The organism is Streptomyces sp. NPDC031111, from assembly GCF_055570675.1.
In genome coordinates this window covers 36,836-51,535 of record NZ_JBVIGS010000004.1, presented here as the reverse complement: position 1 = coordinate 51,535, position 14,700 = coordinate 36,836, and the positions used below count along the sequence as shown (strand labels likewise).

Annotated in this window: 16 protein-coding genes; 9 read left to right on the top strand and 7 right to left on the bottom strand. The window is 70.3% G+C overall.

Annotated features, from left to right (window positions below; genetic code table 11):
* The first annotated feature begins 71 nt into the window (after nucleotides 1-71).
* Both ACZ470_RS10540 and ACZ470_RS10535 read left to right on the top strand, forming a co-directional pair.
* The gene (locus ACZ470_RS10540) at nucleotides 72-1,280 is read left to right on the top strand and encodes an MFS transporter (protein WP_468426401.1); all 1,209 of its coding nucleotides are present in this window, start codon (nucleotides 72-74) and stop codon (nucleotides 1,278-1,280) included.
* A gap of 101 nt (nucleotides 1,281-1,381) precedes the next feature.
* Nucleotides 1,382-1,804, top strand: coding sequence for a GlcG/HbpS family heme-binding protein (locus ACZ470_RS10535; protein ID WP_468426399.1), 423 nt, complete (start codon nucleotides 1,382-1,384; stop codon nucleotides 1,802-1,804).
* 89 nt (nucleotides 1,805-1,893) lie between these two features.
* Here the strand turns inward: ACZ470_RS10535 and ACZ470_RS10530 are convergent, their stop codons facing one another.
* The gene (locus ACZ470_RS10530; RefSeq protein ID WP_468426397.1) at nucleotides 1,894-2,760 is read right to left on the bottom strand and encodes a GNAT family N-acetyltransferase; all 867 of its coding nucleotides are present in this window, start codon (nucleotides 2,758-2,760) and stop codon (nucleotides 1,894-1,896) included.
* Nucleotides 2,761-2,959: 199 nt separating this feature from the next.
* Here ACZ470_RS10530 and ACZ470_RS10525 point away from each other — a divergent pair, with 199 nt between their 5' ends.
* Nucleotides 2,960-3,589: an HAD family hydrolase gene (locus tag ACZ470_RS10525; RefSeq protein ID WP_468426395.1), complete on the top strand. Its 630-nt coding sequence runs from the start codon at nucleotides 2,960-2,962 to the stop codon at nucleotides 3,587-3,589.
* A 10-nt stretch (nucleotides 3,590-3,599) separates the two neighbouring features.
* Here the strand turns inward: ACZ470_RS10525 and ACZ470_RS10520 are convergent, their stop codons facing one another.
* The 5 genes from ACZ470_RS10520 to ACZ470_RS10500 form a co-directional block, all read right to left on the bottom strand.
* Nucleotides 3,600-4,082, bottom strand: coding sequence for an NUDIX domain-containing protein (locus ACZ470_RS10520; RefSeq protein ID WP_468426393.1), 483 nt, complete (start codon nucleotides 4,080-4,082; stop codon nucleotides 3,600-3,602).
* 63 nt (nucleotides 4,083-4,145) lie between these two features.
* Complete coding sequence (locus ACZ470_RS10515) at nucleotides 4,146-5,051, bottom strand: LysR family transcriptional regulator (RefSeq protein ID WP_468426391.1); 906 nt, start codon at nucleotides 5,049-5,051, stop codon at nucleotides 4,146-4,148.
* Between the two features lie 226 nt (nucleotides 5,052-5,277).
* Nucleotides 5,278-6,447 carry a cystathionine gamma-lyase gene (locus tag ACZ470_RS10510; RefSeq protein WP_468426389.1) on the bottom strand — a complete coding sequence of 390 codons (1,170 nt, stop codon included), beginning with the start codon at nucleotides 6,445-6,447 and terminating at the stop codon, nucleotides 5,278-5,280.
* Complete coding sequence (locus ACZ470_RS10505) at nucleotides 6,444-6,935, bottom strand: low molecular weight protein-tyrosine-phosphatase (protein ID WP_468426387.1); 492 nt, start codon at nucleotides 6,933-6,935, stop codon at nucleotides 6,444-6,446. The genes ACZ470_RS10510 and ACZ470_RS10505 overlap by 4 nt, the downstream gene beginning before the upstream one ends.
* A 5-nt stretch (nucleotides 6,936-6,940) precedes the next feature.
* Entirely contained in the window at nucleotides 6,941-7,318 is a 378-nt protein-coding gene (locus ACZ470_RS10500) for a phage holin family protein (protein WP_468426385.1), read from the bottom strand.
* A gap of 60 nt (nucleotides 7,319-7,378) precedes the next feature.
* Between ACZ470_RS10500 and ACZ470_RS10495 the strand changes: the two genes are divergently transcribed.
* The 4 genes from ACZ470_RS10495 to ACZ470_RS10480 all read left to right on the top strand — a co-directional run bounded on the left by ACZ470_RS10495 (nucleotide 7,379) and on the right by ACZ470_RS10480 (nucleotide 9,615).
* Complete coding sequence (locus ACZ470_RS10495) at nucleotides 7,379-7,696, top strand: cupin domain-containing protein (protein ID WP_468426383.1); 318 nt, start codon at nucleotides 7,379-7,381, stop codon at nucleotides 7,694-7,696.
* Between the two features lie 149 nt (nucleotides 7,697-7,845).
* Nucleotides 7,846-8,058, top strand: a complete 213-nt coding sequence (locus ACZ470_RS10490) for a DUF5326 family protein (RefSeq protein ID WP_030048440.1) — start codon at nucleotides 7,846-7,848, stop codon at nucleotides 8,056-8,058.
* Between the two features lie 298 nt (nucleotides 8,059-8,356).
* On the top strand, nucleotides 8,357-9,082 hold the full coding sequence (locus tag ACZ470_RS10485; protein ID WP_468426889.1) for an IclR family transcriptional regulator: 726 nt from the start codon (nucleotides 8,357-8,359) through the stop codon (nucleotides 9,080-9,082).
* 98 nt (nucleotides 9,083-9,180) lie between these two features.
* Entirely contained in the window at nucleotides 9,181-9,615 is a 435-nt protein-coding gene (locus ACZ470_RS10480; protein ID WP_468426381.1) for an SsgA family sporulation/cell division regulator, read from the top strand.
* A 56-nt stretch (nucleotides 9,616-9,671) separates the two neighbouring features.
* On the opposite strand, the gene ACZ470_RS10475 is transcribed toward ACZ470_RS10480, so the two are convergent.
* Nucleotides 9,672-11,063 (bottom strand): YibE/F family protein, encoded by a 1,392-nt coding sequence (locus ACZ470_RS10475; RefSeq protein WP_468426379.1) that lies wholly within the window; start codon nucleotides 11,061-11,063, stop codon nucleotides 9,672-9,674.
* A 254-nt stretch (nucleotides 11,064-11,317) separates the two neighbouring features.
* Between ACZ470_RS10475 and thiC the strand changes: the two genes are divergently transcribed.
* The gene (gene thiC, locus ACZ470_RS10470; RefSeq protein ID WP_468426377.1) at nucleotides 11,318-13,108 is read left to right on the top strand and encodes a phosphomethylpyrimidine synthase ThiC; all 1,791 of its coding nucleotides are present in this window, start codon (nucleotides 11,318-11,320) and stop codon (nucleotides 13,106-13,108) included.
* A gap of 110 nt (nucleotides 13,109-13,218) precedes the next feature.
* On the top strand, nucleotides 13,219-14,625 hold the full coding sequence (locus ACZ470_RS10465) for a VWA domain-containing protein (RefSeq protein ID WP_468426375.1): 1,407 nt from the start codon (nucleotides 13,219-13,221) through the stop codon (nucleotides 14,623-14,625).
* Nucleotides 14,626-14,700 lie beyond the last annotated feature (75 nt).

Sequence of the window (14,700 nt, the reverse complement as noted above, 5' to 3'; positions counted from 1 at the left end):
TAATCGGCGTCTGCAATTAATGTGTCAGCAGGCAAAGCGCTCCTGCAATCGTCTGGGAAGGTCTGTCCCCCATGCCTCTCGCGCTTCTGGCCCTCGCGATCGGGGCCTTCGGGATCGGAACCACGGAGTTCGTGATCATGGGCCTGTTGCCCGAGGTCGCCGGCGACTTCGGTGTCTCCATCCCCACCGCCGGTTACCTGGTCACCGGCTACGCGCTGGGCGTCATGCTCGGCGCCCCGCTCATGACCGTGCTCGGCACCAAGATCTCCCGCAAGCGGATGCTGATGCTGTTGATGGGGTTGTTCATCGCCGGCAATCTGCTCTCGGCGCTGGCCCCGACCTTCGGCCTCATGCTGACCGGACGGGTCGTCGCCTCACTGGCACACGGCGCCTTCTTCGGTATCGGTTCCGTGGTCGCGGCCGATCTGGTCGCCCCGGACAAGAAGGCCGGAGCCATCGCCCTGATGTTCACCGGCCTGACCGTCGCCAACGTCGTCGGCGTCCCGCTCGGCACGCTCGTCGGCCAGTCCATCGGCTGGCGCGTCACCTTCGGCATCGTCGCCGCCCTGGGCGTCGTCGGCCTGGCCGGCATCGCCCGGCTCGTCCCCGACATGCCCAAGCCCGAGGGCGTCCGGCTGCGTCACGAACTGGCGGCCCTGAAGAACGTACAGGTCCTGCTCGCCATGGCGATGACCGTCCTCGGATTCGGCGGTGTCTTCGCGGCCATCACCTACATCGCGCCGATGATGACGCATGTCGCGGGCTTCGCCGACGGCTCCGTCACCTGGCTGCTGGTCCTCTTCGGCCTGGGCATGGTCGGCGGCAACCTCATCGGCGGCAGGTACGCGGACCGTGCCCTGATGCCCCTGCTGTACCTGTCCCTGGGCACCCTCGCCGTCGTCCTCGCGCTCTTCACCCTGACCGCGCACCACAAGGTCACGGCCGCCGTCACCATCGTTCTCATCGGCGGCCTGGGATTCGCCACGGTGCCGCCGCTGCAGAAGAGGGTGCTCGACCAGGCCCATGGCGCCCCCACCCTGGCCTCCGCCGTGAACATCGGCGCGTTCAACCTCGGCAACGCGCTGTCCGCCTGGCTCGGCGGCGTGGTGATCGCGGCCGGCCTCGGCTACACCGCGCCCAACTGGGTCGGCGCCGTGCTCGCCGCCAGTGCCCTCGTGCTGGCCTTCGTCTCGGCGGCTCTCGAGCGCCGTGACACCCGGCCCGGCACCCTGGTCGCCGGCTCGGTGCCCACCGAGCGGCGGACTGTCATCTCCCACTGACCGACCGGGCCGGGAGGCGCGGGGCCAGGGCCGTCCCCGCAGCCACCGGTTCCACCCTCCAGCCCGACCCACCTCACCCGCACCGCAAGGAGAACCCCCTCATGAGCACCACCACCGCCGTCGCCCCGCTCAGCACCGCGGACGCCGAAGCCCTCGTCACCGCCGCACGCCGGGCCGCCGAGGCGGCGGGTGTCACGGTCAGCGTCACCGTCCTCGACGCCGGTGGGCATCTGCTCACCTTCCGCCGGGACGACCGTGCCGTGCTGATCTCCGGCGAGACCAGTACCCGCAAGGCGTACACCGCTCTCCAGCTGAACGCGCCCACCGCCGATCTTGTGGAGGCCGTGCAGCCCGGAGGCCTCTTCCACACCCTGCCCACCGCACTCGACCGGCCGCTGCTGTTCATCGCCGGCGGTGTGCCCGTCCGGCGCGACGGCCGGCTGATCGGCGCGATCGGCGTGGGCGGCGGTGCCCCGGAGCAGGACCACGCCTTCGCCACGGCGGCCGTGGAGGCCCTTGTCTGACGACGGCATCCACCGGTCGCGACGACGCCGGCCCCGGGCTTCCGGGGCCGGCGTCGTCACGTACGTGGGTGAGCCGCCGTATGCGCGGCTCAGCCCGCCGCGACCGTCACCGGGGCGAACCGACGGTTCCAGTCCCCGGGCAGCTCCGTGATCCCGTACGCCATGACCGCGTTGAACGCGACGGACACCAGGCCATGTGCCTTCGCCCAGCTCAGCAGCTCCTCGTGCCGCACATCGATGTCGGTCCGCAGGGGCCGGTCGGTGCCGGCGGCGAGGGAGGCGAGCAGTGCCTGGGCCGTCGCGGTGTCACGGGCGATCAGCGGGCCCACGACATGGGTGTCCATATTGGGCCAGGCAGCCGCGTAGCCGGTGATCCGGCCGTCCCTCTCGGCGACACGCAGCTGATCGGCGAAGGCGGGTAGACGGGTGACGATGTGCGTGCGGTCGGTGCCGAACACCTCCTCGTCGAGCCGCACGATCGAGGGGAGGTCCTCCGCGGTCGCGGCCCGGGTGCCGACCTGCTGCCGGTCGGCCGTGGGAACGAAGTGGCCGCGCACCATCTCGGCCCGCCCGACGACCTTGAAACCGAGCTCCTCGTAGAGCGGTCGGCCGAAGGGGGTCGCGTGCAGGGTGAGGGGCGTGGTGCCCAGGGCGGCGACGACATGACGCATCAGCCGACGCCCCACCCCCTGGCGAGCGTGCCGTTCGGCGACCAGGACCATGCCGATGGCCGCCAGGGCCGGCTGGTCCCGCGGCCCGTACTCGGTGACGACACAGGCGGCCACCAGCCCACCGTCGGGATCGTCGATGCCGTAGCCCTTCCCGGCCGTGAGAAGGAAGCCCCACTTGTGCTCCTCGCGTGGCCACCCCCGGTCCTCGGACAAGTCGGCGCAGGCGGTGAGATCGCGGAGCGTCAGGCGGCGGATGGGCAGAGCGGCAAGGGATGGTGTCGGCACGCAGGTCAGGCTGTCCGACAGGGGGCTTCGGCGTCCACCTGTTTCAGGAGACTCGTGCGAGCTTTTGGCCATGCCACGACCGGCGGCAGAGCACCGGCTGGGGTCGCGGGATGTTTCACGTGAAACATGCGAGAACGGCGCATGGCCGATTTCCGCCGCAGGGAGCCGAAGGAGGCCGGGCCCGTTAATCTCGTCGCCCATGGCACGGCTTCATCTCTTCGATCTCGACGGAACCCTGCTCCACGGCACCTCGGCGCCTGTGGAGATCTCGCGGCAGCTGGGGCTGGAAGCCGAGACCGTGGCCCTCGACCGGGCGATCTCGTCCGGTCTCATCGGGCCGCCGGAATACGCCACCCAGGTGCACGCGCTCTGGGCAGGTCTCACAGAGGCGCATGTGGCGGCTGCGTTCGAAGCGGCTCCCTGGCTGGCCCGTATCCGTGAGGTCTGGGCGGAGCTCACACGGAACGGCGACTACTGCGCAGTCGTCTCGCTGTCCCCGTCCTTCTTCGTGGAGCGTCTCACCGACTGGGGCGCGCACGCGGCGCACGGCTCGCGCTTTCCCGCCGTGCCGTTCACCGAACCGGTGGACCCCGCCGGCGTCCTCAGCGCGGCGGCCAAGGTCCGGATCGCCGACCGTCTGTGCGCCGAGTTCGGAGTGACCCGCGCGGACTGCGTCGCCTACGGCGACTCGATGTCGGACAAGGACCTGTTCGGTGCCGTTCCGGTCTCCGTCGCGGTCAACGCCGACCGGCACCTGACGGGTCTGGCGACCCACTCCTACACCGGACGGGACCTCTGGGAAGCCTACGAACTGGTGCGCGTCGCCTGAGGGGCGGCCATCACCCCAGGTCGGGGGCGTGCATGGCACGTACGCCCTCGATGTTTCCGTCCAGATAGTGCCGCAGTGACAGCGGGACCAGGTGGACGGAGGCGATCCCGACGCGGGTGAACGGCACGCGGACGATCTCGTATTCGCCGGCGGGCTCGTCGACCTCCGGGCCGTGCCTCAGGGAAGGGTCCATGGACTCCAGGCGGCACACGAAGAAGTGCTGCACCTTCACGCCGGTGGCGCCGTCGTCCTCGCCGATGTGCTCCACGGTGTCGACGAAACAGGGCACCACATCGGTGATCTTGGCGCCGAGCTCCTCGTACACCTCGCGGTGCAGGGCGTCGACGACGGTCGAGTCCTTCGGCTCGACCCCGCCGCCGGGGGTGACCCAGTAGGGGTCCACACCGGGTTTGGTGCGCTTGATCAGGATCAGGTTCTCGCCGTCCAGGAGAACGGCTCGGGCGGTGCGCTTGACCACGGGTCGGACGGTCATGGGGGAAATGTGGCCCGGCACGTTCCACGTGAAACCTCCCCGGAGGCATCGGGCGTGGGCGGGTCAGCCCCAGCCGGCGGCCGCCTGTTCCAGCCACTCGTGGGCCCGCGCGATGTGCGGCATCGCCAGTGTGCCCGTGCGGACCGCCAGGAAGTAGGTGCGCAGCGGGGGCACCGTCGGCTCGTGCAGGGCCGCCACCTCGCCCCGCTCCAGCGCGGCCGCGCACAGATAGCGGGGCAGTACCGCCAGCCCCGCTCCCGCGGCGGCACAGGCCAGCACCGCGCGTAGATCCGGGACGATGACGGTGCCCGGGGCGACAGGGCGGGAGTCGAAGACGGAGGCCCAGTAGCGGGCGACGAAGGGCAGCGACTCGTGCACCTCGACCACCGGGACGTGCTCCAGTGCCGACGGACCGGTGCGCCGGAGGATGCCGGTGCCGATCCGCTCGGCCCAGCGCGGGGCGGCGACCAGGACGTGTTCCTCGTCGCAGAGCGCGGTCGCCGAGAGCAGGGCGCCGCGTGGCCGGACCGTGCTGATGGCCAGATCGTGGTGTCCGGCGGCCAGTCCTTCCAGGGCCTCCTCGGCGGTGCCGAAGGAAGCGCGCAGGGCGAAGCCCTGGCCGTCCTCGCCGGTCAGCTCCGTGAGCGCGGGCAGCGCCCGCTCGGCGGTGAACTCCGGAGGGCCGACGAGGTGCAGTGTCCGCAGGAAGGAGTCCTCCTCCAGCCCGGACTCGGCTATCTCCACCAGGGCGTCGAGGTGCGGCGCCGCCTTGTGGGCGAGCTCGTCCCCGATGGACGTCGGTGTCACACCGCGCGCCTGCCGCAGGAACAGGGGCCGTCCCAGCTGCCGTTCCAGCGTCCGTATCTGCGAGGTGACGGCGGGCTGTGAGAGGCCGAGCAGGGCGGCGGCACGCGTGAAGGAACCGGCCCGGTGCACGGTCACGAAGGTCCGCAGCAAGGCCAGATCCACGGCACACCCTCCCCTGTCGGTCCCCGCTGCGGCCGGATGCGCCCAACTATAAATATGTCGATAGGTCGCTGTCGCTACTGTGATTGGACACTGACACTCAGTCAACTAGCCTTGTTCGCGCGGTTCTTCGCGCGCGGAACCGAGGGCGGTCCGAGCCACGAGGGGGGAGGCTCGGACCGTCCGCCGCAGTGTGCCGGGCGCCCGCCGGACCTGCGGAAGCGGCCGGTCAGTCGGCCGACTCGTCCAGGGCACGCAGAACGTCCGCGATCAGGTCCTCCGGGTCCTCGGCGCCCACGGAGAAGCGGATGAAGCCCTCCGGCACCGCGTCCCCGCCCCAGCGCCCACGCCGCTCCGCCGTGGACCGTACGCCGCCGAAGCTCGTCGCGTCGTCCACGAGCCGCAGTGCGTCGAGGAAGCGGTCCGCACGCGCGCGTGTGGGCAGCGTGAAGGACACCACGCACCCGTAGTGCCGCATCTGCTGCGAGGCGATCTTGTGCGAGGGGTCCTCGGGCAGTCCGGGATGACGCAGCCCCGTCACCTCCGGCCGCTCGCGCAGCGCCCGGGCGAGCGCCAGCGCGGTGGCGTTCTGCCGGTCGACACGCAGCTGGAGCGTGGCGATCGAGCGGTGCGCGAGCCAGGCCTCCATGGGCCCCGGAATCGCCCCGACGATCTTGCGCCAGCGGCGGACGGCGGCCATGACCTCGGCGTTCCGGCCGGTGACGTACCCCAGGAGCACATCCCCGTGCCCGGTGAGCTGCTTGGTGCCGCTGGCCACCGCGAAGTCGGCTCCGAGCTCCAGCGGGCGCTGGCCGAGCGGCGTCGCGAGGGTGTTGTCCACGGCGACCAGGGCGCCGCGCGAGTGCGCCGCCTCGGCCAGCCGCCGGACGTCGCACACGTCCAGCCCCGGGTTGGAGGGCGTCTCGATCCACAGCAGCTTCGCGCCGTCGAGAACCTCGAGCTGGGCGTCGCCGCCGGTGGGCGCGGTGCGCACCTCGATGCCGTACGTCTCCAGCTGGGCCCGGACCAGGGGCAGGGCCTGGTAACCGTCGTCCGGCAGGACGACCGCGTCGCCGGCCCGCAGCTGGGAGAAGAGCACCGAGGAGATCGCGGCCATGCCCGAGGCGAACACCAGGGTCTCGACGTCGTCCTGCCCGGGTGCCTCCAGCTCGCCGATGGCCCGTTCCAGCAGGGTCCAGGTCGGGTTCTCGTCCCGGCCGTAGGTGTACGGGCCGGTGGGGTCGCCGGGCAGATGGAAGTGGGCGGCGAACACGGGGCCGGGGAGAGTCGGCTCGTGCTTGACCGGCTCGGGCAGCCCGGCGCGCACCGCGCGGGTGCCGTCACCCGCCCCCTCCGGCAGCGCCGGCCCGTGGCCCGCGCCCGTTGTCGAATCGTTCATGCCGCCTGTCCTTCCACCTGCTCGCGTACCGCGGCGAGCAGTCCGTCGCTCGCCGCCTCCACCATCTCAAGACATGCGTCGAAGCCGTCCGTGCCCCCGTAGTAAGGGTCCGGTACGTCGAGATCGTCGCCGGCGGCGGGATCGTAGGAGCGCAGCAGGCGGACCTTCTCCGCGTCCCGTTCCGTGGGCGCGAGGCGGCGCAGGGCCTTGAGATGGCCGGAATCCAGGGCGATGACGAGATCGAGGCGGTCGAACCAGGACGGTTCGAACTGCCGGGCCGTGTGGTCGGCGCCGTAGCCGTTCTCGCGCAGCACGCTCACCGTGCGGGGGTCGGCGTCCTCGCCCTCGTGCCAGCCGCCCGTGCCGGCGCTGTCCACCTCCACCAGGCCGTCGAGTCCGGCCTCCGCCACCCGCGCGCGGAAGACGGACTCGGCCATCGGGGAGCGGCAGATGTTGCCGGTGCAGACGAAGCAGACGCGGTAGGTCATCGTGCTCAGTCCCCGTCGGGCAGGACGACGTTGAGCGCCCAGGAGACGATGGAGATGATCAGACCGCCCAGGACGGCCGTCCAGAAGCCCTCCACGTGGAAGCTCAGGTCGAGCTGGTCGGCGAGCCAGGAGGTGAGCAGCAGCATCAGCGCGTTCACCACCAGGGTGAACAGTCCGAGGGTCAGGATGAGCAGGGGCAGGCTCAGCAGCTTCACCACCGGCTTGACCAGGAAGTTCACCAGACCGAAGATCAGCGCGACCAGGAGCAGCGTGCCTATCTTCTTGCCTGTGCCGTCACCGGTGAGGGTGATCTTGTCGAGCAGCCACACCGCGACTGCCAGGGCGCCCGCGTTGGCGATCGTCTTGACTACGAAATTCAACATGTGTCTGATCGTGGCAGACACGATCCGGATCGGGCAGTGAGGCAGGGGCGGGACCACACGATGAAGGCATTCCGGCTGGACGAACTGGAGGCGGAGCGCGCCGCCAACGACGGGGCCTACCTTCAGTTCCTGCGGGAGCGGAACATGTCGGTCGGCCTCTACGCCCTGGACGCCGGCGACCGGGATCCGCAGCAGCCGCACCAGCAGGACGAGGTGTACTTCGTCGTCAGCGGCCGCGCGGCGATCACGGTCGGCATGGAGACCACGCAGGTGGCGCGCGGCAGCGTCGTGTACGTACCGGCCGGAGTGGCGCACAAGTTCCACCACATCAGCGAGGATCTGCGGGTTCTCGTGGTGTTCTCTCCGCCCGAGAGCTGAGCCGCGGCCTCGGGGTTCCCTAGGGGAACGGTCAGGGGAGGACAAGGGACGCGAGCCCTCCGCCGGAGCACCCGCCGCCCTAGCATCGAACGCAGGACATCATCGACGCGACCCGGCACTGGGCGGGCGGAGAGGTAAGGACAAGGGCGATGCGAGAGATCTTCGCGGGACTGCCGTGGTGGGTGAAGTGGATCGCGGTGCCGGTCATCGCCCTGGTGGTGTTCGGCGGGCTGATAGCGAGCGTGGTCGGCTTCGTGATCGGACTGCTGTTCAAGGTGCTGGTCTTCGTGGCACTGGTGGGTGGACTGATCTACGTCGTACGCAAGTTCACATCGAGTTCCTCGTCGCGCAGCGACTGGTGAGCCGAGGGGGACCGGTGAGGCGGTAACAGGAATCACCGGTTCCCTCGGGCGGGGGAAGTTTCTCCGGCGGGCCGTCCACGTGCGGTGACGGCCGGTTAGAGTCCGGAACTCGACGCGGGGACGATCCCCGCGAGCGGCGACCCCCACCCGTGTTTCCCGCACGGGCTGCCCCCTCGCGTTACGGGAGTGACCCTTGGCCACGACTGGCACCGCCTCCGCACAGCTGACCGCGGTCCCCCCGCAGCCCCGCTCGCCGGCGCCCTCCGCACCGGCGCCCACCGCGACACTGATCGGCTCCGTGCAGCGAGCCATGCGCCTGCTGGAGACCGTCGCCGGACACGAGCACGGCGCCCCCGCCAAACAACTGGCCCGCGAGACCGGGCTGGCGCTCCCCACCACGTACCACCTGCTGCGCACCCTGGTGCACGAGGGCTATCTGCACCGCGACAAGGGGCTGTTCTTCCTGGGGGACGCGGCCGCCCGGCTGAGCCGCAGTGGAGATCAGCAGAAACGTCGCAGCACGGTGGTCGACGTCCTCGCCCGCTGGCGTGACGCGATCGGCGTCCCCGTGTACTTCGCCGTGTACCGCGAGGGCGAGATCGACGTCGTCTGCGTCTCCGACACCCCCGCCAATCCCGCGGTGGAGGAGTGGGCCGACTTCCGGGAGACCGGCCACGCCCACGCGATCGGACAGTGCCTGCTCTCCCAGCTCGACGAGGAGGCCCGCCGCGACCACCTGGACCGCCACCCCGTCCGGCCCGTCACGCCGTACACCGTGCGCGACGACCACAGTCTGCTCAGACGCCTGGAGCGGACGAGGCGCAGTGAACCGGTGATGGAGCGTCAGGAGTACGTCCTCGGCACGGTCTGCGCGGCGATCCCCGTCTCCGTCGGCTCCCTGGCGGCGTCGGTGGCCATCTCGCTGCCCGCACACCAGGCCGACCGGCTCGAACCCTCGGCGCAGCGACTGCAGGCCGAGATGGGGCGCTTTCTGGGGTCGTTCACGCTGTCTATCAGTATCTGAAAACTCACTCCTTGTGATCTGCTGTGTACGTTCAGCAAGATTCCCTGTGGTGTCAGGGTCCATGCCCGGCCAGTCCGCGGCGAATGACGGGGTAGGCGATGCGCGAATCCGTACAGGCAGAGGTCATGATGAGCTTTCTCGTGTCGGAGGAGTTGTCCTTCCGCATCCCGGTGGAGCTCCGCTACGACACCTGTGATCCCTACGCCGTACGGCTGACCTTCCACTTGCCGGGGGATGCTCCCGTGACCTGGGCGTTCGGACGGGAACTGCTGATCGACGGAGTCGGACGGCCGTGCGGTGAGGGCGATGTGCGGGTCTCACCGGTCGACCCCGACGTGCTGGGCGAGGTGTTGATCCGGCTTCAGGTCGGCAGCGACCAGGCGCTGTTCCGTGCGTCGACCGCACCGCTCGTGGCCTTCCTCGACCGCACCGACAAACTGGTGCCGCTGGGCCAGGAGGGGGCTCTCGCCGACTTCGACGCCCACCTCGACGACGCGCTGGACCGGATCCTGGCGGAGCAGGGCGCCGGCTGAAGCGTTACTCCTGGAAGGTGTCCCAGGCGGAACGCTTCAGCGGATTCCCTCGCTCCCTAGCGCTTACGGCGGCGGCCCCGCCCGCCACGTCCCGCCGCCGGCCGGTCCGGTGCCTGCCCGGGTCCCTGCGCCTGTGCCGTCGGGCGGTCGGCCGACACCACCAGCGCGGCCAGGGCCGTGGTCACCGGCACCGAGGCCACCAGGCCGATCGAGCCGATCAGGGTGCGCACGATCTCCTCCGCGACCAGCTCGCTGTTGGCGACCGTCCCCACACTGCTCTGCGCGATGGAGAACAGCAGCAGCAGTGGCAGCGCGGCGCCCGCATAGGCGAGGACCAGCGTGTTGACCACGGACGCGATGTGGTCGCGGCCGATGCGGATCCCCGCGCGGTACAGCCCGCGCCATCCCGTCGTCGGGTTGGCCTCGTGCAGCTCCCAGACCGCGGACGTCTGCGTGACCGTCACGTCGTCGAGGACGCCGAGCGAACCGATGATGACGCCGGCCAGCAGCAGACCGCTCATGTCGATCTCGGGATACAGCCCGTGGATCAGACCCGTGTTGTCGTCGGTGTTGCCGGTGAGCGCGGCCCAGCCGATGAACACCGAGCCCAGGATGCCGATCAGCAGCAGGGAGATCAGTGTGCCGAGCACCGCCACCGAGGTTCTCGCCGACAGCCCGTGGCAGAGATACAGCGCGATCAGCATGATCGCGCTCGCCCCCACCACGGCCACGACCAGCGGATTCGAGCCCTGGAGGATCGCGGGCAGGATGAAGAAGTTGAGCACCAGGAAGCTGATCGCCAGCGCGACCAGCGCCATGACGCCCCGCAGCCGCCCCACGGCCACGACCGCCAGCGCGAAGATGCCGGCGAGCAGCGCCATCGGCAGGCGCCGGTTCACATCGGTGACCGAGTACTGGAGGTCCTCGGGCGCGGAGGGCTCGTAGGCGACCACCACCTTCTGGCCCTCGCTCAGCTGCCGGGACTGGTCCGGCTGCACGATCTCGTCGAACGTACGGCCCTTGTGCTCGCCGGTGTCGACCCGGATCGTCGCCTTCTTGCAGGTGCCGTCCGCCTGCTGCTGGGCGGAGGAGCCCTCGGCGGTGGAGGTGTCGCCGGTCGGGACGCCGCCGGAGGCGTTGACGGACTGACAGCTCAGCTCCACCACCTCGGTGACCGTGGCGTGCTCTGTCTGCCGGTCGAAGCCCACACCGGTGCGCTCGTGCGGCGGGGCTCCGCCCGGCCACAGCACGGCGAGTCCGATCAGCACCGCCGCCGCGAACGGGATCAGGACCGCCGCGATGACCTTGCGCAGGTGCTGGGAGACGGGTGCCGCCGGTCCGTGCACATGACTGTGTCCGTGCCCGTGCGCGTGGCCGCCGCCGTTTCCGGAGCCGGGCGTACGCGACGGTTCGGGCGGTGGGGACGGGGGAGGTTGAGTCGGGGTCACCGCCCGATCATCGCAAGAACGAGGTGGGCCCTCTGTTCACCGCGCCAGAAATGACGCTAGCGTGGAGTCGCTTTTGTACACGCGGGAGCTCGGAGCACCGGGCTGAGAGGGCGCTGACCTCCGTCCCAGCGACGTTTCACATGAAACATCACCGCAGTCCGAGTGATGTTTCACACGGAACGCCGGCAGACGGAAACCGCTGCGTCGACCGCCGAACCTGTTACCGGGTAATGCCGGCGTAGGGAGTAGGTCTCATGACCAACAAGGACGCACGCACGCCTGCCTCCGTACAGGACTCCGTTCAGGAGCCCACGGAGGCCGGGAAGTCCATCGGCTGGCACAAGGCGTACGTCGAGGGCTCGCGCCCCGATCTGCGGGTGCCGGTCCGTCAGGTGCACCTCACCAACGGGCAGTCGGTCACGCTGTACGACACCTCCGGCCCGTACACCGATCCACTCGTCGACACCGATGTCCGCCGGGGCCTCGCTCCGCTGCGGGAGAACTGGATCATCGCCCGCGGTGACACGGAGGAGTACGCGGGCCGTCCCGTCCGTCCCGAGGACGACGGGATCAAGCACACCTCTCCGCGCGGGGGCCTGCGCAACCTGGACGCGGTCTTCCCCGGCAGGCCGCGCCTGCCGCGCCGGGGCCGGGAAGGCCAGGCGGTCACGCAGCTGGCGTACGCGCGCCGCGGCGAGATCACGCCCGAGATGGAGTACGTGGCGATCCGGGAGAACGTCGCCCCCGAGGTGGTCCGCGAGGAGATCGCCGCGGGCCGGGCGGTGCTGCCGGCCAACGTGAACCATCCGGAGATCGAGCCGATGATCATCGGCAAGCGGTTCCTGGTGAAGGTCAACGCCAACATCGGCAACTCGGCGGTGACGTCCTCCATCGAGGAGGAGGTCGAGAAGATGACCTGGGCGACCCGCTGGGGCGCCGACACGGTCATGGACCTCTCCACCGGCCGCAACATCCACACCACCCGCGAGTGGGTGCTGCGCAACTCCCCCGTCCCCATCGGCACCGTGCCGCTCTACCAAGCCCTGGAGAAGGTCGACGGCCGCGCCGAGGAACTGACCTGGGAGATCTACAAGGACACGGTCATCGAACAGGCCGAGCAGGGCGTGGACTACATGACGGTCCACGCGGGCGTGCGCCTGGCGTACGTACCGCTGACCGCCAACCGCAAGACCGGCATCGTCTCGCGCGGCGGCTCGATCATGGCCGCGTGGTGCCTGGCGCACCACAAGGAGTCGTTCCTGTACGAGAACTTCGAGGAACTCTGCGAGATCCTCGCCGCGTACGACGTCACGTACTCGCTCGGCGACGGTCTGCGGCCCGGCTCCATCGCGGACGCCAACGACGAGGCGCAGTTCGCGGAACTGCGCACGCTCGGGGAACTCAACACGATCGCGAAGCGTTTCAACGTTCAGACCATGATCGAGGGCCCGGGCCATGTCCCGATGCACAAGATCAAGGAGAACATCGACCTTCAGCAGGAGATCTGCGATGAAGCCCCGTTCTATACGCTCGGCCCGCTGACGACGGACGTCGCGCCCGCGTACGACCACATCACGTCCGGCATCGGTGCCGCGATGATCGCCTGGTGGGGCACGGCGATGCTCTGCTACGTCACGCCCAAGGAGCATCTGGGCCTGCCCAACCGTGACGACGTCAAGACCGGCGTCATCACCTACAAGATCGCCGCCCACGCCGCCGACCTCGCCAAGGGCCACCCGGGTGCCCAGGAGTGGGACGACGCGCTGTCGGACGCCCGCTTCGAGTTCCGGTGGGAGGACCAGTTCAACCTCGCCCTGGACCCGGACACGGCACGCGAGTTCCACGACGAGACCCTGCCGGCGGAACCCGCCAAGACGGCCCACTTCTGCTCCATGTGCGGCCCGAAATTCTGTTCGATGAAGATCTCCCAGGACATTCGGCGGGAGCACGGCGGGAGTCGGGCGGAGATCGAGGAAGGGATGGCGCAGAAGTCGAAGGAGTTCGCGGCGGCGGGCAACCGGGTGTATCTGCCCATCGCGGACTGAGCGGTCGGCGCTGGACGCGGGGGGCGGTGCTCGACGTGGGCGCCGCCCCCGTGGGGAGGCAGGGCGGGCCGCCCCTCCCCTTCCACGGGGTGGGTGGGCAGACTGGCCCCATGACAGCGAGTTCGATGAGCAAGGGGTCCAATCGTCCCGTCGATGCCCGTATGGTGCGTGTTGAGCTCGCCTGGGTGCCCGGCGCCGGTGTGCCCGACATCGACGCCTCGGCGCTGCTCCTCACGGATGCCGGGCGGGTACGGGACGACGGGGACTTCGTGTTCTACAACCAGCCCCGTCACGCGTCCGACGCCGTGACGCACCTCGGGAAGCGGAGCGGCGCCGGTGCCGCGAGCGACACCGTGGAGGTGGATCTGGGCGCGGTGGAACCGATGGTCGAACGGATCGTGCTGGGCGCGTCGTCCGACGGCGGGACGTTCGGTCAGGTGCCGGGGCTGGTGCTCAGGCTGCTCGACGCCGGGACGGGGGCCGAGCTGGCCCGGTTCGACATGGCGGCCGGGACGGAGACCGCGTTCATCGGTGGCGAGTTGTACCGGCGGCAGGGCAAGTGGAAGTTCCGCGCGGTGGGGCAGGGGTACGCCTCCGGGCTCGCCGGTCTGGCCACGGACTTCGGCATCTCCGTGGACGAAGCGCCCCCGGCCGCCGTCGCACCCCCGGCGTCACCGGTTCCGCCGCCCCCGCCGGTTCCTCCCGTCTCGCCCGCCCCGTCGGCCGCGCCCGCCGCGTCCCCATCCGGCTCCCCTCGGCTCACCAAGGGCGAGGAGCGGCTGCCCGTCGACATGCGGAAGCGGTTGTCGCTGCGCAAGGAGCAGGTGGCGGTCAGTCTGCGGAAGCACGGGGCCGCCGACATCACCGCGCGCGTCATCCTCGTACTGGACGCCTCCGGGTCCATGTCCTTCCTGTACTCCAAGGGCGTCGTGGCCGACGTCGTCGAACGGATGGCGGCGGTCGCCGCGCAGCTGGACGACGACGGTGAGATGCAGGCGTGGACGTTCGCCTCGAACCCGGCCCGGCTGCCGGATCTGCGGCTCGGGGAGCTGCCCGAGTGGCTGCGGCTGCATGTGCGCGTGGGGGAGGTGGGCCTCTTCCGGCGCGGGCGGAAGAAGGGGCTGGATCCCAGCCAGGTCGACATGCGGGACGTCGGCATCCAGAACGAGGAGCAGAAGGTCATCGCCGAGGTGCGCGCCTACGTCCGGGACCTTCCCGCGTCCGCTCCGACCCTCGTCCTGTTCTTCTCCGACGGCGGTGTCTACCGCAACGCCGAGATCGAACGCGAGCTGCGCGAGGCCGTGGACGAACCCGTCTTCTGGCAGTTCGTGGGGCTGGGCAGGTCGAACTACGGCGTGCTGGAGCGGTTCGACACGCTGCCGGGACGCCGGGTCGACAACGTCGGATTCTTCGCCGTCGACGACATCAGCACCGTGCCGGACGCGGAGCTGTACGACCGTCTGCTGTCCGAGTTCCCGCAGTGGATCGCGGCCGCTCGGCAGGCGGGCATCCTCTGACCCGGCCATCCGGCTCGCGCCCCGGCACGGAGGCCCTGGGGGCCTCCGCCCTGAGGGGGCGCGGACCGACGGACG

Excerpts from the sequence above, each read along its gene's own strand:
- ACZ470_RS10540 (WP_468426401.1), top strand. The coding sequence starts at position 72 with ATGCCTCTCGCGCTTCTGGCCCTCGCGATCGGGGCCTTCGGGATCGGA.
- ACZ470_RS10535 (WP_468426399.1), top strand. The coding sequence starts at position 1,382 with ATGAGCACCACCACCGCCGTCGCCCCGCTCAGCACCGCGGACGCCGAA.
- ACZ470_RS10525 (WP_468426395.1), top strand. The coding sequence starts at position 2,960 with ATGGCACGGCTTCATCTCTTCGATCTCGACGGAACCCTGCTCCACGGC.
- ACZ470_RS10520 (WP_468426393.1), bottom strand. The coding sequence starts at position 4,082 with ATGACCGTCCGACCCGTGGTCAAGCGCACCGCCCGAGCCGTTCTCCTG.
- ACZ470_RS10510 (WP_468426389.1), bottom strand. The coding sequence starts at position 6,447 with ATGAACGATTCGACAACGGGCGCGGGCCACGGGCCGGCGCTGCCGGAG.
- ACZ470_RS10505 (WP_468426387.1), bottom strand. The coding sequence starts at position 6,935 with ATGACCTACCGCGTCTGCTTCGTCTGCACCGGCAACATCTGCCGCTCC.
- ACZ470_RS10500 (WP_468426385.1), bottom strand. The coding sequence starts at position 7,318 with ATGTTGAATTTCGTAGTCAAGACGATCGCCAACGCGGGCGCCCTGGCA.
- ACZ470_RS10495 (WP_468426383.1), top strand. The coding sequence starts at position 7,379 with ATGAAGGCATTCCGGCTGGACGAACTGGAGGCGGAGCGCGCCGCCAAC.
- ACZ470_RS10490 (WP_030048440.1), top strand. The coding sequence starts at position 7,846 with ATGCGAGAGATCTTCGCGGGACTGCCGTGGTGGGTGAAGTGGATCGCG.
- ACZ470_RS10480 (WP_468426381.1), top strand. The coding sequence starts at position 9,181 with ATGCGCGAATCCGTACAGGCAGAGGTCATGATGAGCTTTCTCGTGTCG.
- thiC (WP_468426377.1), top strand. The coding sequence starts at position 11,318 with ATGACCAACAAGGACGCACGCACGCCTGCCTCCGTACAGGACTCCGTT.
- ACZ470_RS10465 (WP_468426375.1), top strand. The coding sequence starts at position 13,219 with ATGACAGCGAGTTCGATGAGCAAGGGGTCCAATCGTCCCGTCGATGCC.